Origin of the sequence: Halorubrum lipolyticum DSM 21995 (assembly GCF_000337375.1) — an archaeon.
Taxonomy (GTDB): Archaea; Halobacteriota; Halobacteria; order Halobacteriales; family Haloferacaceae; genus Halorubrum; species Halorubrum lipolyticum.
In genome coordinates this window covers 17,088-43,146 of the sequence record NZ_AOJG01000033.1, presented here as the reverse complement: position 1 = coordinate 43,146, position 26,059 = coordinate 17,088, and the positions used below count along the sequence as shown (strand labels likewise).

General features: G+C 72.7%; 22 protein-coding genes and 1 pseudogene. 13 read left to right on the top strand and 10 right to left on the bottom strand.

The window, feature by feature from the left end; all coding sequences use genetic code 11:
• Positions 1-33: 33 nt before the first annotated feature.
• Positions 34-2,157: pseudogene (gene tmcA, locus C469_RS12390) on the top strand (tRNA(Met) cytidine acetyltransferase TmcA); the annotation flags it as partial.
• Between the two features lie 423 nt (positions 2,158-2,580).
• Here tmcA and C469_RS12385 read toward each other — a convergent pair.
• Positions 2,581-2,910 carry a 4Fe-4S dicluster domain-containing protein gene (locus C469_RS12385; protein WP_008007055.1) on the bottom strand — a complete coding sequence of 110 codons (330 nt, stop codon included), beginning with the start codon at positions 2,908-2,910 and terminating at the stop codon, positions 2,581-2,583.
• Between the two features lie 93 nt (positions 2,911-3,003).
• The gene (locus tag C469_RS12380) at positions 3,004-4,770 is read right to left on the bottom strand and encodes a glutamate--tRNA ligase (protein WP_008007053.1); all 1,767 of its coding nucleotides are present in this window, start codon (positions 4,768-4,770) and stop codon (positions 3,004-3,006) included.
• Between the two features lie 360 nt (positions 4,771-5,130).
• Between C469_RS12380 and C469_RS12375 the strand changes: the two genes are divergently transcribed.
• Positions 5,131-5,358, top strand: a complete 228-nt coding sequence (locus tag C469_RS12375; RefSeq protein WP_008007051.1) for a hypothetical protein — start codon at positions 5,131-5,133, stop codon at positions 5,356-5,358.
• Between the two features lie 65 nt (positions 5,359-5,423).
• Here the strand turns inward: C469_RS12375 and surE are convergent, their stop codons facing one another.
• Together surE and carA are read right to left on the bottom strand one after the other, a co-directional pair.
• Positions 5,424-6,332: a 5'/3'-nucleotidase SurE gene (surE, locus tag C469_RS12370; protein ID WP_049911407.1), complete on the bottom strand. Its 909-nt coding sequence runs from the start codon at positions 6,330-6,332 to the stop codon at positions 5,424-5,426.
• 224 nt (positions 6,333-6,556) lie between these two features.
• Positions 6,557-7,618, bottom strand: a complete 1,062-nt coding sequence (gene carA, locus C469_RS12365) for a glutamine-hydrolyzing carbamoyl-phosphate synthase small subunit (protein ID WP_008007048.1) — start codon at positions 7,616-7,618, stop codon at positions 6,557-6,559.
• A gap of 96 nt (positions 7,619-7,714) precedes the next feature.
• On the opposite strand from carA, the gene C469_RS12360 reads away from it, so the two are divergent.
• Positions 7,715-8,128 carry an Lrp/AsnC family transcriptional regulator gene (locus C469_RS12360; protein ID WP_008007046.1) on the top strand — a complete coding sequence of 138 codons (414 nt, stop codon included), beginning with the start codon at positions 7,715-7,717 and terminating at the stop codon, positions 8,126-8,128.
• A 550-nt stretch (positions 8,129-8,678) separates the two neighbouring features.
• Here C469_RS12360 and icd read toward each other — a convergent pair.
• Positions 8,679-9,941, bottom strand: a complete 1,263-nt coding sequence (gene icd / locus C469_RS12355) for an isocitrate dehydrogenase (NADP(+)) (RefSeq protein WP_008007044.1) — start codon at positions 9,939-9,941, stop codon at positions 8,679-8,681.
• A 107-nt stretch (positions 9,942-10,048) separates the two neighbouring features.
• Positions 10,049-11,026: a glycosyltransferase family 2 protein gene (locus C469_RS12350; RefSeq protein ID WP_008007042.1), complete on the bottom strand. Its 978-nt coding sequence runs from the start codon at positions 11,024-11,026 to the stop codon at positions 10,049-10,051.
• A gap of 298 nt (positions 11,027-11,324) precedes the next feature.
• Between C469_RS12350 and C469_RS12345 the strand changes: the two genes are divergently transcribed.
• The 10 genes from C469_RS12345 (at position 11,325) to C469_RS12300 (ending at position 19,714) form a co-directional block, all read left to right on the top strand.
• Positions 11,325-12,242, top strand: coding sequence for an isoaspartyl peptidase/L-asparaginase (locus C469_RS12345; protein WP_008007040.1), 918 nt, complete (start codon positions 11,325-11,327; stop codon positions 12,240-12,242).
• Positions 12,243-12,627: 385 nt separating this feature from the next.
• Positions 12,628-13,977: a beta-alanine-activating enzyme beta-propeller domain-containing protein gene (locus C469_RS12340; protein ID WP_082230144.1), complete on the top strand. Its 1,350-nt coding sequence runs from the start codon at positions 12,628-12,630 to the stop codon at positions 13,975-13,977.
• Between the two features lie 88 nt (positions 13,978-14,065).
• A complete protein-coding gene (gene cofD, locus C469_RS12335) occupies positions 14,066-15,106 on the top strand; it encodes a 2-phospho-L-lactate transferase (protein ID WP_008007035.1) in 1,041 nt (346 codons plus the stop codon).
• Positions 15,103-15,951 carry a hypothetical protein gene (locus C469_RS12330; protein ID WP_008007033.1) on the top strand — a complete coding sequence of 283 codons (849 nt, stop codon included), beginning with the start codon at positions 15,103-15,105 and terminating at the stop codon, positions 15,949-15,951. Before cofD ends, C469_RS12330 begins: the two co-directional genes overlap by 4 nt.
• The gene (locus C469_RS12325; protein ID WP_008007031.1) at positions 15,948-16,877 is read left to right on the top strand and encodes a triphosphoribosyl-dephospho-CoA synthase; all 930 of its coding nucleotides are present in this window, start codon (positions 15,948-15,950) and stop codon (positions 16,875-16,877) included. Before C469_RS12330 ends, C469_RS12325 begins: the two co-directional genes overlap by 4 nt.
• Positions 16,874-17,545, top strand: a complete 672-nt coding sequence (locus C469_RS12320; RefSeq protein WP_008007030.1) for a DUF447 domain-containing protein — start codon at positions 16,874-16,876, stop codon at positions 17,543-17,545. Before C469_RS12325 ends, C469_RS12320 begins: the two co-directional genes overlap by 4 nt.
• Before the next feature lie 79 nt (positions 17,546-17,624).
• On the top strand, positions 17,625-17,819 hold the full coding sequence (locus tag C469_RS12315; protein WP_008007028.1) for a 30S ribosomal protein S17e: 195 nt from the start codon (positions 17,625-17,627) through the stop codon (positions 17,817-17,819).
• A 127-nt stretch (positions 17,820-17,946) separates the two neighbouring features.
• The gene (locus C469_RS12310; RefSeq protein ID WP_049911406.1) at positions 17,947-19,182 is read left to right on the top strand and encodes a tripartite tricarboxylate transporter permease; all 1,236 of its coding nucleotides are present in this window, start codon (positions 17,947-17,949) and stop codon (positions 19,180-19,182) included.
• An 83-nt stretch (positions 19,183-19,265) separates the two neighbouring features.
• Positions 19,266-19,445, top strand: a complete 180-nt coding sequence (locus tag C469_RS12305; RefSeq protein ID WP_004047107.1) for an HVO_2753 family zinc finger protein — start codon at positions 19,266-19,268, stop codon at positions 19,443-19,445.
• A gap of 2 nt (positions 19,446-19,447) precedes the next feature.
• A complete protein-coding gene (locus tag C469_RS12300) occupies positions 19,448-19,714 on the top strand; it encodes an elongation factor 1-beta (protein ID WP_008007020.1) in 267 nt (88 codons plus the stop codon).
• A 112-nt stretch (positions 19,715-19,826) separates the two neighbouring features.
• Here C469_RS12300 and C469_RS12295 read toward each other — a convergent pair whose 3' ends face one another.
• From C469_RS12295 to C469_RS17365, 4 genes are read right to left on the bottom strand one after another with little or no spacing between them, the layout of a single operon-like run.
• Positions 19,827-20,207: a thioredoxin family protein gene (locus C469_RS12295; protein ID WP_008007019.1), complete on the bottom strand. Its 381-nt coding sequence runs from the start codon at positions 20,205-20,207 to the stop codon at positions 19,827-19,829.
• A gap of 60 nt (positions 20,208-20,267) precedes the next feature.
• The gene (locus C469_RS12290) at positions 20,268-23,912 is read right to left on the bottom strand and encodes a UvrD-helicase domain-containing protein (RefSeq protein ID WP_008007017.1); all 3,645 of its coding nucleotides are present in this window, start codon (positions 23,910-23,912) and stop codon (positions 20,268-20,270) included.
• On the bottom strand, positions 23,905-25,218 hold the full coding sequence (locus C469_RS12285) for a hypothetical protein (protein ID WP_049911405.1): 1,314 nt from the start codon (positions 25,216-25,218) through the stop codon (positions 23,905-23,907). The genes C469_RS12290 and C469_RS12285 overlap by 8 nt, the downstream gene beginning before the upstream one ends.
• Complete coding sequence (locus C469_RS17365) at positions 25,215-26,033, bottom strand: hypothetical protein (protein ID WP_082230143.1); 819 nt, start codon at positions 26,031-26,033, stop codon at positions 25,215-25,217. The genes C469_RS12285 and C469_RS17365 overlap by 4 nt, the downstream gene beginning before the upstream one ends.
• Positions 26,034-26,059: the final 26 nt, after the last annotated feature.

The window sequence follows — 26,059 nt, the reverse complement described above, 5'->3', positions numbered from 1 at the left end:
CAGCCCGCTCAGAGATGTGTATAAGAGACAGCCCGCGAGGTCGTCGTCCTCGACTGCCACGAGCAGTTCGTTCCGAACGCGCTGGGCCGGTGCGTCGGCGCGGTCGACGGCGGCGGCCTCCTCGTCCTGTTGACCCCGGAGCTCGACGCGTGGCCCGCGGTCCGCGACCGGTTCGACGACTCGCTCGCGGTCCCGCCGTACGGGATCGAGGACGTGACGGGCCGCTTCCGCGAGCGCTTCGTCGGAACGCTCCGGTCGCATCCGGGGATCGCGATCGTCTCGCTCGGGGCGGACGGGCCGGAGGGCGACGCGGTCGAGCGCGACGGGCTCATCGGCCCGCCAGGCGGGGCGACCGGGGACGCGGGAGCGCGGACGGCCGCCGAGAACCCGACCGCCCCGCCGAACGCGACGTTCCCGGCCGCCGCCTACGAGGCCTGTCTCACGGGCGATCAGGTCCGAGCGGTGAGGGCCTTCGAGTCGCTGGCGACGCCGGGACACGCGGTCGTCGCCGAGGCGGACCGCGGGCGCGGGAAGTCGAGCGCGGCGGGGATCGCGGCGGGCGCGCTCGCGCTCGCGGGCGCCGACGTGCTCGTCACGGCGCCGGCGTTCCGCAACGCGGCGGAGGTGTTCGCGCGGGCGAGAGAGCTGCTCGGCGAGACCGACACCGACTCCGAGCGCGACGCCCGCCGCCTCGACGCGCCGGGCGGGGGGCGGGTTCGGTTCCTTCCGCCCGCCGAGGCCGCCGATCTCCCCGACGACCCGGACGCGGTGATCGTCGACGAGGCGGCCGCGCTCCCGGTGCGGCTCCTCGAGCGGTTCCTCGACGCGCCGGCGGTCGCGTTCTGCACGACGGTCCACGGGTACGAGGGGGCCGGGCGCGGGTTCTCGATCCGGTTCAGAGAGCGGCTGCGAGCGAGCCCGTTCTCGGTGCGGGACGTGCGCCTCGACGAGCCGATCCGGTACGCCCGGAACGACCCGGTGGAGGCGTGGGCGTCGCGGGCGCTCCTGTTGGACGCGCGCCCGGCGGTCGACGAGGCGGTCGCGGGCTCGACGGTCGGGGACGCGACGTACCGAACCCTCGCGACCGACGACCTGCTCGCGGACGAGGCCCTGCTCCGGGAGGCGTTCGGACTGCTCGTCGCCGCGCACTACCGCACGGAGCCGAACGACCTCGCGCGGCTGCTCGACGCGCCGAACCTCACCGCGCGGGCGCTCGTCGCCGAGGGGCGCGTCGTCGCGGTCGCGCTGCTCGCGCGCGAGGGCGGGCTCGACGCCGAGACCCGCCGGGGGATGTACGAGGGCGAGCGCGTCCGCGGCAACATGGTGCCGGACGTGCTCACGAGCCAGCTCCGCGACGAGACCGCCGCCGAGCCGCGGGGGGTACGGACGGTCCGGATCGCGACCCACCACGCGCTCCGAGGCGAGGGGTTCGGCACCCGCCTTCTCGACGAGGTGCACGCGGAGTTCGGCGGGGAGGGCGGCGGGGCCGAGGGGGACCGCGACGGCGACGTCGACTACTTCTCGGTCGGCTACGGCGCGACCCCGCGCCTGCTCCGCTTCTGGCGGCGGGCGGGCTACCGAACGGTCCACCTCTCGACCTCCCGCAACGACGCCTCCGGGGAGTACTCCGCGATCATGGTCCGTCCCGTCGGCGAGGGCGGACCGGGGAGCGCCCTCCTCGACCGCCACGCGGCCGCGTTCCGCGACCGCGAGCGCGACGGGCTCTCCGACGCCCACCGCGACGTGGACCCCGACGTGGTCGTCGGCGCGCTCCGCGCCTGTTCCGCGCCGACGACGGTCGACCTGACCGAGACCGAGTGGCGCTCCGTCGTGGGCGCGTCGTTCGGCCCGGGGATGTACGACAGCGCGCCCGGCGCGTTCCGCGACCTGGCGATGGCGGCGCTGATCGAGGGCGACGGAGGGAGCGAGACGACCGACGGCGACGCCCTCGACGGCGACGCCCTCGACGGCCGCGAGAAGCGCCTGCTCGTCCGGAAGGTCCTGCAGGGCCGCCCGAGCGAGTCGGTCGCCGACGAGCTCGGGTACGTGTCGGCGGGCGCGTGTATGCGGGCGCTCGGCGACGCCTACGAACCCCTCGTCGAGCGGTACGGGACCGACTTCGCGCTCGAAGAGCGCGAGCGGTTTATAAACAAGTGAGCGGATCAACGACAGGTGCTTATAAACGATGCCTTGCGGTGGCGCGCCTCCGAGCGGCCGCCCTTGGCGGTCGCGAGGAGTCCGCGAGGGACGCCGCGAGCGCTTTTAAGCGCGAGCGGCGAGGCTGGGGAGGCGTGAGGCTGCGGTGCTGGGCGGTGCGGTGGGTGGGACTCAAAGGGGCAGCCGTCGAGGACAGCGCAGGTGACGTAAGCACTGCAGGGAGCGAACGAAGTGAGCGACTGAAGCGCGCAGCGAACGTGCGCTGTCCTCGACGGCTGGGGCTTTGGAGGCTGTCACCGCGCCGCCGACAGCGGTTTATAAGCGACCGGCTGAGGCTTTGGAGATGTTCGCCGTCGATCGACGACAAACTGATTATAAATAATCCGCAGGGATTTCAGGGACCGTCCCAACGCATTCGATCGATTAGATCCGGTTCTCGCGGCCGGGGTCGACGTCGATCGCGTCGACGGGGCAGACGTCCACACAGAGCATGCAGTCGATACACTGGTCCTCGTCGACCGGGCTCGCCTTCCGCTCGGACTCGGGGTGACCGGGCGTGTCGACCCACTCGAACACGTCGACCGGGCAGTCCTCCAGACAGGCGCCGTCGGCGAGACAGATGTCGAAGTCGACCGCGACGTGCGTGCCGCGGATCCCCTGCTTCTCCGGCGGCTCGACGGGCCCCCAGACGGCGACGCCGTCCTCCTCGCCGACCTTCTCTCGGCTCTGTTCGAAGTTCGAGTCGATGGCCATCTTGCCCGTAGTTCCGCGGCTCGCTACTTAACCCCCGCGGCGGGCGGTCGCGGGCGCGCAGCTCGAGCCGCGCGCCGGTTCCGAAGACGCCGACTACGGGTGCGCGAAGTACGCGAGCAGGTCCTCCTCGCCGGTCGGCCCGTCGGGCTCGTCGGTCGCCTCGGGGTCGAACGCGTCGATCCGGGCGAAGCCGACGCGCTCGAACTGGACGACCGCGTCGGGGGCGACGTCGGCGACCGCGGGCTCCGCGATGCCCCGGACGTCGCCGGAGACGGTCCGGAGGAGCGCCTCGAGCCCCTCCTCGGCCGGCGCCCAGTGGATCACGTCCACGTCGCCGTCGCGGACCACGTCGATGCCGGCGTCGACGAAGGCCAGCTCGTCGCCCGCGTGCCGGACGCAGCCGTACCCCTTGAGCCAGACGCGCTCGCCCTCGCTCGGGAGGTCCGAGGACTCGACGACGACTCGTCCGGCGGGCACCTCGCGGTCGCCGCGGTCCGGATGCTCGGGGTGGAGCGGCGGGTGGCCGGCCTCGGGCGCGTCGCCGCCGACGACCGGGAGCTCCACGGCGGGGTCGTCCTCGCGGTCGCGCACGAGGAAGTACCGGTTCGCGTCGTCGTCGACGAGGTCGCGGTTGTTCGCGTACACCGACGACATCGCGAGGTCCACGTCGGAGGTGGACATCCCGAGTTCCGTCATCGAGTCGACGAGCGCCTGCCCCTGGATGCCGCGGCGACGCATCGACCGAATGGTCGGCGCTCGCGGGTCGTCCCAGCCGGTCAGCTCGCCGCCCTCGATCAGCCCCTTGATCGTCGACGTGGAGAGTTTCACGTCGTACTCGTCGACCTGCACGTGGCCCCAGTGGAGCACCTCGGGGTACTCCCAGTCGAAGTAGTCGTAGACGAACCGCTGTCGCTTCGCGGAGTCCTGCAGGTCGATCCCGCGGATGATGTGCGTGACGCCCGTGAGGTGGTCGTCGACGCCCGACTGGAAGTCGAGCATGGGCCAACAGCGGTAGTCCGCGGCCGCCTCGCGCGGGTGCGGCGTGTCGATCATCCGAAAGGCGACCCAGTCGCGGAGCGCGGGGTTCTTGTGCTCGATGTCGGTGCGGACACGGAGGACCATCTCACCGGCGCCGTACTCGCCGTCGACCATCGCCGAGAACTCCTCGTGAACCGTCTCGGCGTCCTTCCCGCGGTGCGGGCACGCTTCGGCGTCGTTTTTGAGCGCCGAGAACTCCTCGCCGGAGCACGAGCAGGTGTACGCGCCGCCGGCGTCGATCAGGTCGCGGGCGTGGTCGTAGTACGTCTCCAGCCGGTCCGAGGCCTTCAGGACGCGGTCGGCCTCGAATCCGAGGTATTCGATGTCCTCGAGGATGGCGTCGTACGCGTCCAGGTCGGGTCGTTTCGTCTCCGGGTCGGTGTCGTCGAACCGGCAGATGAACTCGCCGTCGTACCGCTCCTTGTACGTCCCGATGACGGCGGGCATCCGGGCGTGGCCGACGTGCCACGGGCCGTTGGGGTTCGGCGCGGCGCGCATCACGACCTCGCCCTCCTCGGCGTTCGGGAGGTCGGGGAGGACGTGCTCGTCCGCCTCGTCGTCGGCCTCGAGCTCCGCGAGCCTGTCGGGCGCGAGCTCGCCGAGCCGCTCGCGGCGCTCGGCCTCGTCCATGCCGGCGACCCGGTTCACGACCGGCGCGACGACGCCGGGGATCTCGTCGCCGTGCGGTCGGAAGTCGGGGTTCTCGCCCATCAGCGGGCCCATGATGGCGCCCACGTCCGGGTCGCTGCCGTGTTTGAGCGCGTTGAACAGCGCGGCGGCCTCGCCGGCCGCCTCGACGCGCTCGCGGAGTTCGTCGTCCATGCGCTTCGCTTGTCGGGGTCGGCTCAAAAGCGCCGCGGAACGGCGGTGGAGGGAGCGACTCGCGCGAAGCGGGACCGCGACGGCGGGGCCGCGGGCAGGGGTACCGGAGACGTGACCCCGAGCGGACTTAAACCGTCCAGACCGTTCACGCGGGTATGCGCCGGTTACCGACGTGAACGGTCGAGACGCTTATCAGGCCGCGACGGCGTAGGCGTGCGATCGGTTCGGGGAGCCGAACGGACGGCGGATGTTCGGCCGGCTCCGCCGGGTTGATATCCGGGCGAGTCGTGGATCGTCCATGGACACGGGAGCGATCCGGGCCCGAGCGCGGAGCGCGGAGGGGCAGACGTGGTAGAGCCCATGTCGGAGGCGGAACGCGACGCCGGGAACCGACGGATAAAGGCCGTCATCCTCCTTATCGTGGCGGTGTCGCCGCCGCTCATCTCGCTCCAGTTCGGCCCCTCACCGATCGAGCTGCTCGGGGCGCTCGGCTCCGGGGTCGTGCTGGGACTGATAATCGTGTGGTACCTCGGCCGGTTGGGCGAGGAGTTCACCGGGAGTTCGCGTCGACCGGGACGGCGGCGCTGAGGCCGGGCTGTCTCTTATACACATCTCTGATGGCGNGGGGGGGGGGGGGGGGAGAGCCGTCCCTCTCAGTCCTGCTCTATCCGCGAGGCCCCCGAGCCGGCCGCCGCCCCCTCGACGACCTCGCCGGCGCGGTCGCCCGCGATCGACCGCGACGACGACAGCGGCGAGATGCTCACTTCGCCCTCGACGGCCGCGAGCCGGTCGGAGCCGGGATCGTCGGCGACGTCGCCGCGGAGGAACTCCCGCCAGAAGCGGTCGCGGAGCTCCATCCCCATCTCCCCGCGCCGCTCGCTGAACTCCCACCCTTCGGGGACGTTCTCGTCCTCCGGCTCCGCCTCGCCGGGGTGGAACTCGATCACGTCGAAGCCGCGCGCGGGTTCCGTCAGCCGATAGGTCGGAGCCTCGGCCGCCTCGTCGTCGGCCGCCGGGACGTTGACGTTCAGCACGTCGGCGCCGAACGGGAGAGAGAGATCGGCGTCGCCGTCACCGTCGCTTCCGCCCTCGGCGCGGTCGAGCAGGTCGGCGACGACCTCGCCGGCGACCGCGAAGTCGCCGTTGTCGAGCGTCGGCGGGACGGGGAGGTTCCCCCGGTCGTACAGCGACACCGCGATCGCCGGCGTGCCGAGGAACGACGCCTCCATCGCGGCGCCGACCGTGCCGGACTGCCCGAGGATGTGCGCGCCGATGTTCGGCCCGTGGTTACAGCCGGAGACGACGGCGTCGGGGTCCAGCCCGAGCGCCACGTCCGCGACGGCGACGCAGTCGGCGGGAGTCCCCTCGACCGCGTAGCCGGCGTCGGTCTCGGTGTACTCCACCGTCGTGTCCCACCACGAGCGCGCGCCGCCGACGCCGGACTGGTTGCTCGCGGGCGCGACCACCGTCACGTCGTAGTCGCGCGAGAGCGCGTCGGCCAGCGCCCGGATCCCGACGGCGTCGATGCCGTCGTCGTTGGTGAGGAGGATCTCCGTCGTCATGGGCGTCACTGCGAGGGGACGGGGGAAAACGTCGCCGGTCGCGGACGGGACGGGGAACGAAATGGGCAGGAAACAGACGAGAAACGGGCGGAGAACGGACGAGAAACGGAACGTGAGAATCCGACGCGGGAACCGGCAGGCGTCGGGCGGGTGGTACTCCGTGGCGGTCAGTGGCGGCACGGGGCGGTCGGTCGCGGCCAGCGGATTCGTCGGGAGCGGGGCGGTCAGTCGGCGGCGACGGGCGGGGCCGCCTCCGCGAGCTCCAGCACCTCGTCGAAGAAGCCGAGCGAGTCGTGCGGACCGGGGTTCGCCTCGGGGTGGTACTGGCGGGTGATGACGTCGAGCTCCTGGCTGTCGAGCCCCTCGACGGTGTCGTCGTTGACGTTCACCTGCGTCACCTCCAGCGGACCGGTGTCGTCGACCGTGTAGCCGTGGTTCTGGGTGGTCATCACGACCTTCTCGCTCCGGAGGTCCCTGACGGGCTGGTTGACGCCCCGGTGGCCGAACGCCATCTTCTCGGTCGAGCCGCCGAGGGCGCTCGTGATCACCTGCTGGCCGAGGCAGATGCCGGCCATCGGCAGTTCGCCGGCGAACGCGTCGACGACTTCCTGAGCGGCGACGAAGTTCTCCGGGTCGCCCGGGCCGTTCGAGACGAACAGCACGTCGGGGTCCACGTCGGCCACGTCCTCGGGGGTCGCGTCGTACGGGAGGACGTGCACGTCCGCGCCGCGCTCGGTGAGCGAGGAGATGATCGAGCCCTTCGCGCCGCAGTCGAGCAAGGCCACGTCGGCGACGCCGTCGCCCTCGTGGACGGTCGGCTCCGACACGGACACCTGCGCGCCGATGTCGACGTGGTCGCTCATCGGCTTGCACGCCTCCATCTCCGCGACCGCGTCCTCGGGGGTCGCGTCCGGCCCGGCGGCGATCCCGCAGGCCATCGCGCCCTCCTCGCGGACCGTGGTGACGATCTCGCGGGTGTCGACGTGGTCCACGGCGGGCACGTCCTCGCCGGCGAGCCACTCGGCGACGTCGTCGGTGAACTCGCGGGCGATCGCCGCGCGCGGCTGGACCGAGTCGGACTCGAACCGCTCGCTTCGGACGCCGTAGTTCCCGATCAGGGGGTACGAGAAGGTGAGGATCTGTTCGGCGTAGGAGGGGTCGGTGAGCGACTCCTCGTAGCCGGTGTACGCGGTCGTGAACACCAGTTCGCCACGGGTACGCCCCGGCGAACGAGCGCGCGCTTCGAGCACGCGTCCGTCGGCCAGCGCGATGTAGGCGTCCGACATTACGAGAAACGTACGCGTAAAGGGTAATAAATGCGTCGTTCGTAGCTTCGTTACGATATTCGTAACGAGTAAGTCGCCGGGGCGAGACGGGCGGATATGGACGACCTCGATCGCCGGATCCTCTCGATACTGCGACGAGACGCGCGGACCCCGTACACGGAGATCGCGGACCGGGTCGGCACCTCGGAGGGAACGGTGCGCAACCGGGTCGACCGCATGACCGACGAGGGGGTCATCGAGCGGTTCACCGTCACGACCCGCACGGGAAACGTGAAGGCGATGATCGAGATCTCGGTCGAGATGAACGTCGACACCGCCGCCGTCGGCGAGCGGATGGTCGACTGGGACGAGGTGGACTTCGTCTGGCAGGTCTCCGGCGAGGACGACATCGTCCTCGTCGTCGACGCCGTCGACACGCGCGCGGTCAACGAACTCATCTCGCAGGCGAGGGAGATGGACGAGGTCAAGTCGACCAAGACGCGGCTCATCCTCGACGAGCGGTTGGGGTAGGCGAGCGACGCAGCGACGATTTATAAATGAACGCGCGGTGGCGTGCGCCGGTGAGCGCCCGGAGGGCGCGAACCGCCCGCACGAGGTCGCCGGCGCGTCGCGCCGGCTGCCAGAGGGACCTTCGGTCCCTCGCTGGAGTCGGACGGCCGGAGCGAAGCGGAGGCCGGCCGACGAGGTTGGGGAGGCGTGAGGCGCGGGGCGGTGCTGGTGCGGGCGGGATTCAAAGGGGCATCCGGGAGGCGGTCACAGGCGACGTAAGCAGCGTGGCGCTACGCGCCACGAGCAGCCGCCGGCGACACCGCAACGAGGGAGCGAACGAAGTGAGCGACCGAGTAAGGAGCGCAGCGAGCGTGCGCCCGCCTCCCGGCTGGGGCTTTGGATGTGCCTCCACCGATCCGCGGTCGATCACTTATAAATGAGTGGCTGGAGATTTAAACTTCCTAGCCACAGCGCCAACTACGCCTTATAAGCGACGGCTCCGCATTCCCTCAAAAAGAATATCGAAATTGTCGATCCGCGTCGCCGCCGATTTCGACGGCGTCGCTCCGGTTTACGCCAGCTCGTCGATCTGCTCGACGACGGCGTCGGCGAACTCGCTCGTCGCGAGCTTCTCGCCGCCCTCGATCTGCCGGTGGAGGTCGTAGGTGACCTTCTTGGAGGCGATCGTCTCCTCGACGGCCTCACGGACGAGGTCGGCCGCGTCGGACCAGCCGAGGTAGTCGAGCATCTCGCGGCCGGAGAGGATCATCGCGGTGGGGTTCACCTTGTCCTCGCCGGCGTACTTGGGCGCGGAGCCGTGGACGGGCTCGGCGAGACAGCGACCGTGGCCGCGGTTGATGCCGGGCGCGATGCCGAGGCCGCCGATCTGCGCGCCGGCGGCGTCGGACATGTAGTCGCCGTTGAGGTTCATCGTCGCGATGACGGAGTACTCGTCGGTGCGGGTCAGCAGCTGCTGGAGCATGTTGTCCGCGATGCGGTCCTTGACGACGAGAGTGCCCTCGGGGCGCTCGCCGTCGTGGTCCTCCCAGAGCTGGTCCTCGGTGATGACGTCGTCGCCGTACTCCTCCTCGGCGACCTCGTATCCCCAGTCGCGGAACGCGCCCTCGGTGAACTTCATGATGTTCCCCTTGTGGACGAGCGTGACCGAGTCGCGGTCGTTCGCGAGCGCGTAGTCGACCGCCTCGCGGATGAGCCGCTTCGAGCCGAACTCGGAGATGGGCTTGACGCCGATGCCGACCGGGCCGTCGTGGATGACGTCGGCGACCTCCATGTCCTGTTCTAAGAAGTCGCGTACCTGCTCGGACTCGTCGGTGCCGGCCTCCCACTCGATACCGGCGTAGACGTCCTCGGTGTTCTCCCGGAAGGTGATCATGTCCATCTCCTCCGGGTTCTTGACGGGCGAGGGAACGCCGTCGATGTAGTAGGTGGGGCGGACGTTCGCGTAGAGGTCGAGCGTCTTGCGGAGCGCGACGTTCAGCGAGCGGAAGCCGGCGCCGACGGGCGTCGTCAGCGGGCCCTTGATCGCGACGCGGTGGTTGCGGATCGCCGAGACGGTGTCCTCGGGGAGGTTCTCGTCGTACTTCTCGCGGGCGCTGGAGCCGGCGTAGACGCGCATCCACGCGATGGAGCGGCCCGTCGCCTCCGCGGCCGCGTCCAGTACCTTCTGGGCGGCCGGCCCGACGTCGGTGCCGATTCCGTCGCCGTGAATGATCGGGATGATCGGGTTCTCGGGGACGTTCAGCTCGCCGGTCTCCTCGTCGGCGAGCGTGATGGCCTCGCCGTCGTCGGGGACGTCGACCTTGTCGTAGCTCATGAACGTTCGTGCGTTGTCGGAGCCGCGTAAAGTGCCTGCCGCTTTGCCGCTGGGCGCCAGAGACCCCGAAATCGGGGGTTTACGCCGGTCTCACGAGGGAGCCGGCCTCACGCGGACAACACCTCCACGTCGAACAGCGACCGCCACCGGTAGCGCCGACCGCCCCAGACGAACGTCCGACGCGCCAGCGCGTACGCGAGGAAGAGCGGCGAGACGAGCACCGACGGCCCGGCGAGCAGGAACGTCGCTCGGCGGATCCCGAACCCGGCGTAGACGCCGGCCGAGACGGCGGTGACGAGCGCCACGCCGAGCACCGGCGCGAACAGACACAGCGCGGCGAACGCGACCGCGAAGGCGACGTCGAACGCGGCCGCGGGGGGGTCGTGGAACCGCACGATCCGGAAGAACCGGACGAACCGCTCCACGGACCCCCGGACCGAGCCGCCGCAGGGAACCGTCCGCGTCCGGTCCGCGGCCGTCACGTCGAGGTACTCCGTGAGGGTCCCGTCGTCGCTGACGGTCCGGCGGAGGTCGGCGAGGAGCGCCGCCTCCGGGTCGGCGGCGTTCGCGGCGGCGTCGGAGGCCGACTCGGGGCGTTCGAGGTCGTCGCGCTCGAAGACGACCGCGCCGCCCCAGACGATCCCGCCGACGGCGACCGCGACGGTCCCGCCGATCGCGTAGGCGGGCTCGAACAGCCGAGCGAGGGGGTCTCTCCCGACGAAGACCGGGATTTCCGTCGTCGGCCCCCGTCGCTCGTAGTCGTCGGAGAGCGTCGCGAGCCAGTCGCTCGGGTGCGCGAAGTCGTCGTCGGTCCAGACGAGTCGGTCGTGCGCGGCGGTCTCCATCCCCGCGGCGATGGCGTTCGCCTTCCCCGAGCAGCCCTCGGGCTCGCCGGCGAGGACGACTCTGACGCCCTCGGGCGTCGTTCCGCGGCGGTCGGCGACCGAGTCGTCGTCGGTGTCGCAGATCACGAGCAGCTCGTCGCCCGCGCCGAGCTGTGCGGCCACCTCCTCGCAGGCGTCGGTCCAGCGAGCGGTCGGGAGGAGGACGGAGGTCGGCGGACGGTCCTGGTCCGTGCTGGTCACGTCGCTCGCTTCGAGCGCGGGGGTGATAAGTGTCAGTCGAGAACACGCTCGCTCGTTCTCTCCGAGACGACTCACCGCCGGCCCTCACCGGCACTCGCGCGTGCCGACGTCCCGGACCCGGACCTCGCCGGTCCCGGCGACGTCGGTCGACCGACGAGACCGTCACCGACGCCGTCTCTTCGCCCGAGAAGCCCGCCGCCCGGTCACAGAGGTGCGGGAGCGGAGGTGCAGGAGACGGAAGCCGGACCGGCCCCGCCGCTTTCCGCGCGCTTATCCGGGCGCCGCGCGACCCCCGCGTATGCGCGTCATCGCTCACGGCGGCGCCGGGGGACGCCCCGACGAGCCGGCACCCAGACAGGCGACGCTCGACGAGGCGACCCGCCGCGGCGTCGACGCCGACACGCCCCTCGGCGCGGTCGAGGCGGCGCTCGGCGTCCTCGAATCGGACCCGCGCTTCAACGCCGGCGTCGGCGGCGCGGTCCAGTCCGACGGCGTCGTCCGCACCGACGCGGGCGTGATGACCTCCGATCGCGAGGTCGGCGCGGCCTGCTCGATGCCGGGCGTCGAGCACGCGGCGAGCGTCGCCCGCGTCGTCCACTCGGAGACGCCCCACGTCTTCGTCTCCGGCGAGCACGCGGTCGACCTCGCGGGCGAGTTCGGGATCGAGACGGGCGTCGACCTGCTCACGGACGAGAAGCGCGAGCGGTACGAGGCGGAGGACCCGCCGCAGGGCGGCCCGCGCGCGCACCTCGACTGGCTCGCGACGCGGTTCGGGTCGGGCGACGACCAGGCCGGCGGAGGCGCAGACTGCGGCGAGCCGGAAGAAGCCGGGGGCGACGCGCCCGACCACGACACCGTCGGCGCGGTGGCGACGGACGGCGAGACGTTCGCCGCGGCGACCTCCACCGGCGGCCGGTCGTTCGCGCTCGCCGGGCGCGTCGGCGACGTGCCGCAGGTCGGCTCGGGGTTCTTCTGTACCGAGGCCGGCGGCGCGAGCGCGACGGGCGCCGGCGAGGACATCGCGCGCGTCACGCTCTCGCGGCGGGCCGTGGATCACCTCGACGACGGGCTGAGCGCGCAGGAGGCGGCCGACCGAGCGATTGGTGAGTTCGAGGAGATAACCGGGTCGGGCGCCGGCGTCATCGTCCTCGGCGACGAGGACGCGGGGAGCGCGTTCAACACCGAGGGGATGCAGACGAGCGCGGCCGAACGGTAGTCGTCCGCGTGTCGACCCGGCCGAGGAACACCGAGGCGACCGTCCCGACCGTGAGGAACAGGACAGGAGGCGGGAGAACGGCCCGAGAGACGTGTGCCGGAGGAAGGCGGCGTTCCGGTCGAACTCGACGGTTGTCGCGTCGCTAACGGGGATCGAGACGACGGAACCGTCCGACGGCCGGGTGTATGGCCTCCGTCGTGAAATTCATGGAGAGAAGTGGGTCTTCCGGCGTCGGTTTCGGTGCGCACGACATGTGACTTACCGTACCTGTGTGGTCGCCGGCGACGGGACGGCCCCGCCGACGGCGAGCGATTCTCCGTCCCGGTCACGGAACTGCGGTTCCCCCTCCATCAGATACTTGTCAATCGGAGAGATATTCCCGAACATGACGTGCCCTCCACAGCGCGAGCGTCGTTTCGCGAGCCGTCGTCGAGCCCTCAAAACCGTCGGCGGACTCGCCGCACTGGGCGTGCTCGGGGCGAGCGCCTCCGGTTCGGTCGCCGCCGAACAGGGCGACCGGGAGTGGGTCTTCGAGACCGACGGGGTCGTGTTCTCGTCGCCGACGGTCGCCGACGGCGCCGTCCTCGTCGGAGCGTGGGACGACAACGTGTACGCGGTCGACGCGAGCACGGGCGAGCGGGAGTGGGTCTTCGAGACCGGGAATCAGGTCTGGTCGTCCCCGACCGTCGCCGACGGCACCGCCTTCTTCGGGAGCGCCGACGGTAGCCTCTACGCCGTCGACGCTGACGCGGGCGAGCAGCAGTGGGCCTTCGAGACTCCTGAGCCGATCCAGTCGTCGCCGACGGTCGTCGCCGGGACCGCCTTCGTCGGGAGCAACGACGGGAACCTCTACGCCGTCGACGCGGCGAGCGGCGACCGGCGGTGGACCTTCGAGACCGACGACGTCGTCTTCTCCTCCCCGACGGTCGCCCGCGATACCGTCTTCGTCGGGAGCGTCGATTCCGCCCTCTACGCGGTGGACGCGACGAGCGGCGACCGACGGTGGACCTTCGAGACCGGCGGCGCCGTCTCGTCGTCCCCGACCGTCGCCGGCGACATCGCCTTCGTCGGGAGCACCGACGGACGCCTGTACGCGGTCGATGCCGACTCGGGCGAGCGGCGATGGGAGTTCGAGACCGACGCGGAGGTCTCGTCGTCCCCGACCGTCGCCGACGGCACCGCCTTCGTCGGGAGCCGGGATCAGACCCTCTACGCGGTCGACGCCGAGTCGGGCGAGCAGCGATGGGAGTTCGGGACCGGAGACCGGATCGACTCGTCGCCGACGGTCGCGATCGACTCGTCGCCGACGGTCGCCGGCGGGGTCGTCTTCGTCGGGAGCCAAGACGGGAACCTCTACGCCGTCGACGCGGAGACCGGGGAGCGGCAATGGACCTTCGAGACCGGCGACCGGGTCGACTCGTCGCCGACGGTCGCCGACGGTACCGTCTTCGTCGGGAGCGCCGATTTCGGTCTCCACGCGGTCGACGCCGGGGTCGACGGGTCCAGCGAGGGGTCGCGCGCCGACCTGGAGACGCTCGGGCACCGCGGGCCGGTGCGGTCGGGGGAGTCGGCGCCCGGCGGCGACGGGTCGGCGGGGACCGACGAGAGCGACGGCGCGGTGAACGACAGCGCACCGGGGTTCGGCGTCGCCGGCGCGGCGGCCGGGATCGGCGGGGCGACGTACCTGCTCAGGCGGCGGTTCGGTGACGGGCCGGAGGGGACCCCGGAGCGGTGACTCGCCGCGGGCGCGCGTCGGGTGAGAACGGCGGTCGTCGCCGCCCGCGGAGGCGAGGATACAAATCCGCCCGCCGCCTTGCGCCGGTATGGTTACCTTCCTCGCCGGCGGCACGGGGACGCCGAAGCTCCTCGACGGGGCGACCCGCGTGTGGGACCCCGGGGAGATTTCGGTCGTCGCCAACACGGGCGACGACGTCGAGCTCGGCGGCCACCTCGTCTGCCCCGACGTCGACACCGTTCTGTTCGCCGGCGGCGGCGTCCTCGACCGCGAGACGTGGTGGGGGATCGCGGACGACACGACGACGACTCACGAGGAGTTGCGCCGGCTCGCCGACGAGGTCGGACTCGAGACGGCCCCCCGATACCTCGACGACGCCGCGCAGACGGCGGGCCGCGAGATAGCCCGCTGGCGGCGCTTCTCGGGCGTCGGCGAGTTCATGGAGATCGGCGACCGCGACCGCGCGGTCCACGTCACGCGCACGAGCCTGCTCGACGAGGGGAAGTCGCTCACCGAGGCGATCTGTACCCTCGCGGACGCCTTCGGCCTCGACGTCGACCTCCTCCCGATGTCCGACGACCCGGTCGCGACGCTGGTCCACACCGAGGCGGGCGAGACGATCCACTTCCAGGAGTACTGGGTCGCGCGCCGGGGCGAGCCGGCGGTCGCCGACGTGGAGTTCCGGGGCGCGGCGGACGCGGAGCCGACCGCCGCCGTCCGCGAGGCGCTCGCCGACCCCGTCGTGATCGGACCCTCGAACCCCGTGACGAGCGTCGGCCCGATGCTCGCGCTCCCAGGCGTCGAGGCGGCGCTGTCGGCGACCCCCGTGGTCGCCGTCTCGCCGTTCGTCGGCGACGAGGTGTTCTCCGGCCCCGCCGCCGACCTGATGGCCGGCGTCGGCCGCGACCCCTCCACCGCGGGCGTCGCCGAGGCGTACCCGTTCGCGGACGCGCTCGTCCTCGACGACGACGATCCGACCGAGCTTCCCGATCGGCACGTCGAGCGCACCGACACCCGCATCGACGACGCGGGCGACGCCGAGCGCGTCGCTCGGGCGTGCGAGCGCGCGCTGGCGGCGGTGGCGGACGGAGAGGCCGAGACGGAAGCGGACGCGGAGGTGGCGGAGTGACGGCGACCGGCGAGGGGGCTCCACCTTCACTCCCGCCCCCGAGCCCGTTCCTCGTCGCGGCCAGCCTCAGCGGCGCGGCCGACGCGGACTGGGCGCGGGCCGCGGCCCCGCACGTCGACGCCGCGGTCCTCGGGGGGATCGCGCTCGACCCGGCCAGTCGGGCCGCCGCGCGCGACCTCGTCGCCCGCGACCGCTCGGAGTTCCTCCCCGGAGATCCGCTCGCGTGGATCGACCGCCAGCTCGGTCGCCTCGCCGAGACCCCCGTCATCCCCGGCGTCAACGTCCGGAGCGCGACCGTCGACCCGGTCCGCGAGGCGGCGGCGGTCTGCGCCGAGCGCGACGCGGTCTGCGAGGTGAACGCGCACTGCCGGCAGCCCGAACTCCGTGCGGTCGGCTGCGGCGAGTCGCTCCTCCGGGACGCCGGCCGCCTCGCCGACTACGTGGCCGCCGCCGCCGAGACCGGCGCGACGACGAGCGTGAAGGTCCGCGCCGAGGTCCCCGGCGTCGACCTCGTCGCCGTCGCGGACGCGGTCGCGGCCGCGGGCGCCGACTGGCTCCACGTCGACGCGATGGACTCGGAGGGCGTCGTCGGCGAACTCACCGCCGGCCGGTCGACGGGCGAGCCCGAGAACCCCCGCGACGACCTCGCCGTGATCGCCAACAACGGCGTCCGGGGCCGGGAGACGGTCGCCGAGTACGCCGCGTACGGCGCGGACGCCGTGAGCGTCGGCCGGCCGAGCGAGCGCCCGGAAGCCCTCTCTCGGGTCGCCGACGCGGTGGCGGCGTGGCGGGCGGGGGAGCTGCTCGGTGAGGGCTCGGCGACCCCGCCGGAGGCGCCGCCGTGAGACCCGACCCCGTCGACGACGCGACGCTCGCACTCCTGCTGGAAGTCGCGGGGACGCCGAAACCGGGCAACGTCGACCGGCATCGCGACCTCGACGACCTCCGGTTCGAGGCGTTCCTCGGCGGGGCGGTCGGCGCCCGCGAGGGGCTCGAACTGGCCGCTGACGGTGAGGCGGGGATCGGCCGCGCCTTCGAGCGCGGCGTCGCGGGGATGGCGGCGCGGGCCGGAACGAACACCCAGTTCGGCTGTCTCCTCCTGCTCGTTCCGCTGGTGCGGGCGACCGTCGCGACCGGCGAAGACGATAGCGACCTCTCCCCCGCGGCCGTCGATCGAGTCACCAGAGGGACGACCGTCGACGACGCCGTCGCGTTCTACCGCGCGTTCGAGCACGTCGACGTGGCGGTGGCGGACCCGCCGGCGGACGCCGACGACCTCGACGTGCGCCGCGGGGGCGACGCGGCCCCCGCGCTCCGGGAGCGGGGCGTGACCCTGCGGGACGTGATGGCGCTCTCGGCGGCCGACGACGCCGACAGGATCCCCGACCGCAACGCGCAGGAGTGGGTCGAGGGGTTCCCGCGGACGTTCCGCGCGGCCGAGTGGATCCGGAGCGACGAGGGCCCCCTGACCGACCGGGCGGCCAGGGCGTTCCTCGGGCTGCTCGCGGCCGAGCCCGACACGCTGGTCGCGGCGAACCACGGTCCGGAGAGGGCCCGCGAGGCCAGCGATCGAGCCGCCGCGCTGCTCGCGGGGGAACGCTCGACTTCCGAGACGATCGACGCCGCCGCGGTCCACGGCGCCGACCTCGACGCCGCGGAGGAGCTGGCGGCCGCGTTCGTCGACGAGGGGATCAACCCCGGGACGACCGCCGACCTCACCTGCGCGGCGCTGTACGTCGCCCTCCGCCGCGGGACGGAGGTGGAGCGGTGAGCGGGACCGACCGCGGCGACCGCGACACGGATTCCGCCCCCGACGGCTGGCCGGTCGCCCTCCGGGGCGTCACCGAGTCGGTCGTGACGACGCTCGGGCCGAACGACCGCTGGAACGTCGCGGCGCTCGGCCTCCACGCGCCGGACGACCCGTGCGACCCCGTTACCGCGCGGACGTACGGGCGCACCCGGACGTGGCGGAACTTCGCCGAGCGCGGCGGCGGCGTCGTCCAGTTCACGGCCGACCCGCGGACGTTCGTCGACGCCGCGCTGACCGTCCGCGAGGTCGACGAACCGGTGCTCCCGACCGCGGACGCGTGGGTCGAGGTGACCGTCGAGGAGGTCGGGAGCGAGACCGAGGGCGAGACGACGGTCCGGACGTGGGCGCTCGACCCGGTCGACCACGCGGTCGTGAGAGAGCGCGTTCCCACGATCAATCGCGGGTTCGGCGCGGTCGTCGACGCGACGGTGGCGGCCTCGCGGCTGGACGTGCCGGGGTTCGACGCGGACGAACTCCTCGACCGACTGCGGTACTTCGCCGACGTGGTCGACCGGTGCGGCGGCCCGGCCGAGCGCGAGGCGTTCGCCGGGATCGACGAGGCGACCGGGTGGCGGGAGCGGGCGGGAAGCGGGGAGTCGCGAAGCGGCCGAGACGGTGAAGAGCCGTGAAGCGGTCGGCGCGAGCGCGCCTGCGGCCCGCTCGCGGCGTAACGAACCCTTTTAGTTCGGGCCGGCGGTATCGCTCGGTATGGCCATCAAGCCCAAGTACATCAAGCAGCTCGGGAACGTCCTGCTTGAGCGGTACCCCGACTCGTTCAACACGGACTTCGAGACGAACAAGGAGAGCGTCACCGCGCTGACGACCGTCGAGTCGAAGGGCGTGCGCAACCGGATCGCCGGCTACGTCACCCAGAAGAAGGCGCAGGCGGCACAGAAGGCGTAAGCGGGTTCGAGTTTCTGTCGGTTCGTTTCGTTTGCGCCGAGCCGCGGCTCTCGCGGTCGCCGTCGGCGGTGACCCGTGGTCGGCCGGTCCCCACGTTTATCCGGGGAGCCGCGGCCACCTCGTCGCGATGGACGCGCTGGTCCGACCCGTCGTCGATCCGGGGTTCGCGGCGGCGGCGCTGGCGTTCCTGTGCGGCGGCGTCGCGCTCGGGACGGCGAGCGGGCTCGTTCCGGGGCTCCACGCCAACAACTTCGCGCTGCTGCTCGCGGGAGTCGCCCCCTCGATCTCCGCCGACCCGCTGCTCGTCGGCGTCGCGATGCTCGGCGCGGGCGTGGTCCACTCCTTCCTCGACATCGTGCCCGCCCTCGCGCTCGGCGTCCCGGACGCGGCCACCGCGGTCGCGGCGCTGCCGGGTCACCGGCTCGTGGTGGCGGGACGCGGCCGGGAGGCAGTCCGGCTGTCCGCGGTCGGATCGGGGCTCGCGGTCGCGCTCGCGGTCCCGCTCGCGGTCCCGATCACGTGGGTCATGGTACGGGGCTACCCCGTCGTCAGAGCGCACCTCCCGCTGCTTCTCGGCGGCGTCGTCGCCTTCCTCGTGCTCACCGAATCGTCGAAACGGGCCGCGCTCGGCGGGCTCGTCGCGTTCCTCGCGAGCGCCGCGCTCGGTCTCGCGACGCTCGACGCCGACCCGTCGGCACCACTCGACGCGGGCGGCGTCCTCGCGCCACTTTTCGCCGGGCTGTTCGGCGCCCCGGTGCTCGTCGAGGCGATGCGCGGCGGCGGCGTGCCGCCGCAGGCCGACGCCCGAATCGCGATGAGCCGCCGCGGGCTCGCCGCCAGCGCGGGCGGCGGGTCGCTCGCGGGCGCGGTCGTCGGCTACGTGCCGGGCGTCTCCGCGGCCATCGCGGCGGTCGCTGCGCTGCCGGCGGTCCCGCGCGACGAGTCGGACCGCGGGTTCGTCGTCGCCACGAGCGGCGCGAACACGGCGAATACCATTTTCGCGCTGTTCGCGCTCGTCGCGCTCGGGACGCCGCGGACGGGCGTGACCGTCGCGATCGACCGCGCCGAGGTCCCCTTCGCGCTCCCGATCCTACTCGTCGCGGCCGCGACCGCCTCGGCGTGCGGGTTCGCGCTCGTGTTGCTGGTCGGCGACGCCTACCTCCGCGTCGTCGGGAACGCGGACTACACGCGGCTCTCCGTCGGCGTGCTGGCGCTGCTCTCTGGGATCTCGTTCGCCTTCGCGGGGGCGTTCGGCGTCGGCGTGTTCGTCCTCGCCGGGGCGCTGGGGCTCGTCCCGCCGCGGGTCGGCGCCCGACGGGTCCACCTGATGGGGGTGCTGATCGGGCCGCTGATCGTCGGGTGAACCACGGTATCGCGTCGCAATCGGCCGTACGGAGGGCGAGGGCAAAGAACAACGGTTAAAAGTCGCGCGGTGGTGGTTCATGTATGAGCGAGAGTGAAACGCAGGGCACCCGGCAGTGTGTCTCCTGTGGCATTCAGGTGGCCGGGATGAACGCCGCGCGGTTCTCCTGCCCCGACTGCGGAGAGACGATCCACCGGTGCGCCAAGTGCCGGAAGCAGAGCAACCTCTACGAGTGTCCCGACTGCGGCTTCCGAGGGCCCTGACCATGGGAGACGTCGCCGCCAAGATCAAGGTCATGCCGAACAGCCCCGACGTGGACCTCGACGACCTGCAGGACCGCCTGGAGGAGTCGCTCCCGCAGGGCGCGAAGATCCGCGGCTTCCAGCGCGACGACGTGGCGTTCGGGCTCGTCGCCCTCCTGCCCACCGTCATCGTCCCCGACGGCGCGGGCGGCACCGAGGCCGTCGAGGAGGCGTTCAACGAAGTCGACGGCGTCGAGTCCGTCGCCGTCGAGAACGTCGGTCGCCTCTAGGCGACTTCGTCCTCGTTGTAGACGACGCGAAGGCGACATTTTTCGCATCCGACCGTTCCTCGACCGGAGAGCGGCGGCCGTGCGGTCCTCCGAGGTGTCCGACCCGGTCGAACTACGCGACGTGCTCCGCGATCCACGCCGTGAGGTCGTCGCCCGGGATAAACCCCTCCGCGCGGCGCGCGACCGGCTCGCCGTCGACGAACAGCACGAACAGCGGGACGCTCCGCACGTCGAACCGCTCGACGAGGGGCGGGTCGTCGCGGGGGTTCACCGTGGCGACGGCGATGTCGAGCTCGCGGGCGACGTTACCGAGGACTGGCTCCATGCTCGCGCAGATGCCGCAGCCGTCGGTGTAGAACTCGACCACGGCGGCGTCCGCGTCGGCGACGAACGCGTCGAGCGCGGCTTCGTCCTCGAGGGATATCGGCCGGCGGACCCCGGCGGAGGCGCCGTCAGCTGACCCGGAGTTCTCGGAGTCGGTCTTGGGTTCCATACGCACTATTGTCGTCGAGCGCTGATAAAGGCTCGCGTCGGGTGCGGGACGAAACCGGCCTCAACGGTCGAGGAGCCGTCGCAGCCGCCGGTGGACGATGTCCGGCGGCCAGGAGGCGCCCGTCGTCTCGGTCGCGACGCCGAACGTCTCGACGGTCCGGCTGACCGTGGCGTCCGACGCGCCGCGCTGTTCCGCGAGGAACGCGTACGCCGCGATCTGGAGCTCGTACCGCCGGCGCGTCTCGGGAGTCGGCTCGGCCAGCGCAATCTTCACGTCGGTCACGAACCGCTCTCCGGTCGGGTACTCGACGACGAAGTCCGCCCGCCCGTGGATCTCGACCTCGAGATCGTCGACCTCGGCCAGCCCGTCCAGGGGGCGTTCGACGCCGACCGCGGTCGCCGGGTCCGCGATCCGCTCCCACAGGTCGGAGTCGAGGAAATCGTCGAGGACGGTCCGGAAGAAGGCGAACATCCCCTCGCGTTCCGCCCCGGCGACCGGCTCCGGGAGCGCGTTCGCGGCCTCGTCGAAGGCCGCTCGCGCGTCCGCCCCCGTCGTCCGGATCGCCCCTCCGTCGACGCCGCCGGCGACGAGTCGCGTGAGCGCGTCGTGGAGACACGTCCCCACCGCCTCGGGACCGAGCCGATCGAAGCGCAGGGGGAGACCGTCCGAGACCTCGTTCGTCGCCGTGTGCAGCGGTTCGCCCAACAGGTGGGCGAGCGCGTACCGATCCGCGTCCTCCGTCAACGGGTACATCGTGCTGGGGCTCAGGAACCGGGGGACCCACGGGTCGAGCCGGTCGCGACGCGTCGGAGACGCGGCGACGTGAGCCCGTCCCGCCGTCGAGACCGGGCGGTCGAGTCGGGCGAACAGGTCCGCGTCGTTGACGCCGACCTCGATCGCGTCACGGTTCGGGTCCGCGTCGAGCCGCAGCTCGTAGGAGTCGCTCCCGCCGCGCGGGAAGGCCAGCCCGTCGCGGAGCGCGTCGAGCCACCGGTCCCGAGTCAGCTCCCCTCCCGCGGCCGAGCGGGGCAGCGGAACGACGAGGTGGTCCCGGGCCCGCGTCAGCGCCACGTACAGCAGCCGCCAGGCCTCGGCGCGCTCGTTCCCCGCGACGCGGCCGAGCCGAGCGGGGCCGACGAGCGCGTCGCGGTCGGCGGAGGCGGTATCGGACGCCGAGTCCGACACGGAGTCGACCGCCGAGTCGCGCCACCGGGCCGTCGCCCAGCGGAGCCCGGCGTCGCGGCTCCAGCCGTCACCGGCGTCGTACAGCCCCCCGTCGAAGGGCGGGACGGGGATGTCGCCGGGCACGTCCGTGTTCGTCGGCGGGGCGAGCCCCGCGATCGGTCCCTGCGCGACGAACCGACGAGTGTGGGGGCCGCGCGACCAGATGTCGAACCCGGGGTCGGCGACGACGACCACGTCGTCCTGGTCCCCTTTGGCTCGGTGGACCGTGCGGAACTCGACGTCGGAGGCGGTGCCGGCCGCGCTCGGCTGCGTCGGGCCGAGGCCGGGGTCCTCGCGGAACGGCGCCGCGAGGTCGATCAGCTCCGAGGGCGGGTAGCGGTCCTCTCCCTCCCAGTCGGAGAGCGTCTCGACGAGCGCATCCAGGTTCGCGACCCGCTGGTCCGCGTCGGTCTCGTCGACGAACCCGTTCGGGTCGGCCCGGAGCGCGAGCGCCTCGACGACGTCCTCGACGTAGACGCTCGCCGGGAGCCGCCGGAACGCGTCGCTGCGGTCGCGGAGCCGGGCGAGTCCCTCGAGGGCGTTCCGCTGCGCGTCCCCGAGGGCGGGCGGATCGTCGTCGAGCACCCGGTCGAGGTCCCACATTCGGGCCTCGACCGGAGACGCGTCGACGGCGTCGCACAGCGGCGACTCGGTGAGGAGCTCGGCGGTGCGTCGGGGGGCGCCCGGGGCGATCAGCCACTCGCAGACGGCGAGCGCCGTCTCGACGGCGGGGCAGTCGAACAGCGCGTCGGTCGCGGTGCGGACGCGGAGCCCCTCGTCGGCGAACGCCGCCTCGTACTCGGGCATTCGCGTCCCCCGGCGGAACAGCACCGTGACGCCGAGCGGGTCGCCGTCGGCGTCGCGGAACGTCCCGTCCGCGAGCCCCCGCGAGACGTGTCTCGCGAGCATGTTCGCCTCCCCGACCTCGCCTTCCGGGTCGGCCCACGTCCCGGACCCGGGGTGACCGATACCGGCGAACGAGGAGACGTGGACCGCCGGGTCGTCGCCGCCGTCGCGGGCCGCGTTCAACCGCGGGGACGCGGCGTCGAGGTCGCCGAGCCGTCCGCGAGCCGGGTCGTCGAACACCGGGCCGGCGACCGCGTTTATCGCCGCGGCGACGTCGGGCACGCACCGGTAGGTCGTGGTCGCGGTCCGGTTCTCGTGGGTGTCCCAGTCCACGCCGAGGTACGTCCCCTCGGCCGTCGCGGCGGCGAACCACCGCGGGTCGGCGTGTCGCCACAGGTAGATCCCCTGGAGGGCGTCGCCGCAGGCGAACACGCGCGACTCGCTCGTCACGACGTGCGAGAGCGCGGCGTGCTGGACGGCGGACACGTCCTGCGCCTCGTCGATGACCAGACTCCGAATCCGCGACCGATACGTCCGGAGAACCCGGTCCCGATGCGAGTCGTCGACCGATCGGAGCGGTTCCGGGAGGTCCGACCGCCCCCTCGACTCGTCGAGGAACGCGTCCACGAGGTACGCGACGTCGGTGTGGGAGACGGCGCCGTGCTCCCGGACCGCGGTCCGGTAGCGGGCGCGGTACGCCGAGAGGACGGCACAGAAGTCGTCGATGCGCGCGCCCCACGCGTCGTACAGCTCGCGGTCGGCGCCGAGCAGACGCGCTCGGTCCGGGCCGGTCACCGCCTCTCGGAGTCGGTCGGCGGCGGCACCGGACGCGTCGCCGTCGGACGCGTCGCCGGCCGCCTCTCGGCTCCCGGTCGCCTTGCCGGCCGCTTCTCGGTCCCCGATCGCCTCGCCCTCGACGAACAGCCGGACCGACCGCGCGATCGCGTCGAACGAGTCGGGTCTCCCGCCGGGATACGTCGAGTCGCGCGTCCGCGTCAGCTCCGACCGGAACGAATCGGTCGAGAGGCGCCGGTCGCGGCAGTACGCGAGCGCGTCCGCCAGCATCTCGTCGACGCCCGCGTCGTACTCCCCCTCGGGATACGCGGCTTCGAGGTCGCGGAGCCGCCGGGCGTGCTCCGGGTCGTCGCGGAGCGACTCGTAGCAGTCGCGGTGGACCCGCCGCAGGAGCGCGTCGTTCCCGACCGACGGCGTCCCGTCGAAGCCGATGTCGCCGGCGAACTCCCGGAAGATCCCGCGCAGGAACCCGTCGACGGTGCCCGCGTAGGGAGCCTGTCGCGTTCGCTGTCGGAGGTACCGCAGCTCCGCCTCGGAGACGTCGGCCGCGGCGGGGACGAGGTCGTGCTCGACGAGCGCCCGCAGCCGGTCGCAGATCGCCGGCGCGATGTCGGCGGCCTCGTCGCGGTTGAACGAGACGACCGCGACGTGTTGCTCCGGGGTCGGGTCCCCGGCCGCGTACCGGCGGAGGATGTCCTCGGCGGCGACGTGGTGAGCGACGACCGACTTGCCCGCCCCCGGAACGCAGTCGAGGGTGAACAGCCCGGCGTCGGCCGCGAAATAGGCGTCTCTGATCTCTCGCTGTGCGCCCCGCAAGCGGACGGGGTCGCCGTCACTCATCGTCCGCCTCCGGGTCCACGTGGGTGCCCCCGGACTCGCCGGCGACGACCGCTCGCAGTTCGGGCGGAAGCTCCCGCTCCGTCCCGGCCAGTTCGCGCCGGGACTCCTCGGCGACCCGCCGCGTGTCGAGGTGATCGAGCAGCGGGGAGCGGGCCGCGTCGTCGCCGGCGGGAGTCCGAGTGTGTCGGGTGAAGACGAGACAGCGCTCCGCCGCCCCGAGCGTGTCGGCGAACTGATCGCGGTCGCGACCGCCGACCCACGCCGGCCGCGGCGCGAGCGCTCCGGTCGCTCCCTCGCCTCGGAGGACCGCCTCCCGAAACTCCGGCGGCAACACGGACCGCGACGGCCGCGGCCACTCCTCCGCGGTCATCCCGACGGAGATCACGTACGGGACCTCGAGCGCCCAGACGTCGTTCGCCTCGAAGACGTCGAGCGCGCGGGCGTTCGAGTGCTCCCGGCGACCGGGGCGCTGCGCAGCGATCACCCCGGCGAGATCGGCGACCGCGCTCCACGAGCGCTCCAGCGTCCCCTCCTCGAGCCGGTCGGCGAGCTTGCGCCGCAGCTGTCGGACGAGGGTGCGAACGCGAACGACCGCGCGCGCGTCGGTCTCGGTGTCGAGGAGCGCCGGCGAGTCCGCGGCCTTCGTCTCCGGGAGCCCGCGGTCGGCGTACCCCTCTACCGCCTCGCCGAGCACCGAGGCGACCGACGACGGCCCCGGCGCGGGAGCGGCGTCGAGCCACTCGGCGAACCGCCGGACCCTGTCGTCCGCGGCGATCGTCGACTCGCTCCCGTCGATCACCTCGATCCACTCGGAGAGCGGCCGCGACCCGTCCGGAAGGGCCTCTCGGGCTCGGTGGAGCGCTTCGGGTTCGATCGGCCAGCCCGGTGACGGGCGGTCGGCGTCGTCCGGGAGCGGCGGGTTCGACGGGTCGCCCGATCCCGACGGCGACCAGCCGAGTTCGAGCGGGCGCAGCAGCGTCTCGCGGTCCGCGGCGTCACCGGACAGCGCCTCGCACACCGCCTCGACGAGGGCGTACGGCCGGGTTCGCGTCACCCGCAGCTGCGTCCAGAACACCGGCGCGACCCCGTGCTGGAGCGCCGCCCGGAACAGCGGCCCCTCGTAGGGGTCGAGATCGCGGGCGACGACGGCGACGTCCCTGACCGGAACGCCCGCCCCCCGGAGCGCAGCCGCCACCGCCATCGCGTCGCGCGCCTCGTCCCGGCGCGTCGGGGAGGCGATCTCGACCGCCGGCACGTCGGGCGCGTCGATCGGTGCCGAGAGCGCGAGCCGGTCGGCCCCCGTCATTCGAACGCCTCCGCTCCGAGGTCGGCGACGGCGAGGAGGTCGGGGACCCGACTCCGGAGGTACTCCCCGGTCCCCTGCCGGAAGTGGACGTGGACCTCGAGGGACGTGGCGGCCAGCAGCCCGTGGAGGAGGTCGGTGTGCGGCGCCGACAGGGCGCTGAGCCCGAGGAGCGTGAGCCGTTCGACGTTCGGGTACGCCTCCGCCCACGCCGACCCGTCGGTCGCCGTGATCGACCGCGTCGCGCGGCGCAGGAGGGCCGTCTCCGAGACGGCCTCGTCGGTCCGAGCCCGGAGTTCGCGTTCGATCCCGAGTCCGGCGTCGAGGAGACCGTCCGCTTCGTCGTCGATCGGTCCGGGGAGCGCGGCGGCCGTGTCCGTCCAGGCCGCGATCCGCTCCGGGTGGAAGTTGGTGACCGTTTCCACGTCCGCCCGGATCTGCTCTGCGCGTCGCGGGTCTCGCGACGCAGCCCCCGTCGGGAGGGCGGAGATCACGGGAGCGTCGGGCTCGCCGGAGCCGAGCGCCGACCGGATCAGCGAGAGGCGGTCGACGCGGTCGACGGCGGCGGTCGGACGGCCCGCGACCTCCAAAACCCGAGTCCCGATGCCGACCGGGTCCGCGAAGCGGAAGGCGTCCGTCGGCAGCCGCGCCTCGCGGAGTCGACGCTGGACGTTCCGCTGATGGAGTTCGACCGGAGAGACGACGAGTTCGGTCGGAGTCGAGCGGTGTCGCGCCCGCTCGAACAGCCGCTCCTCGTCGCCGACGTGAAGCGTCAGCCGGTCCGGGACCCCGTCGTCAGGTGTGCGCGTTCCGTCCATTATCGGGTTCGATCGCTCGTCAGACC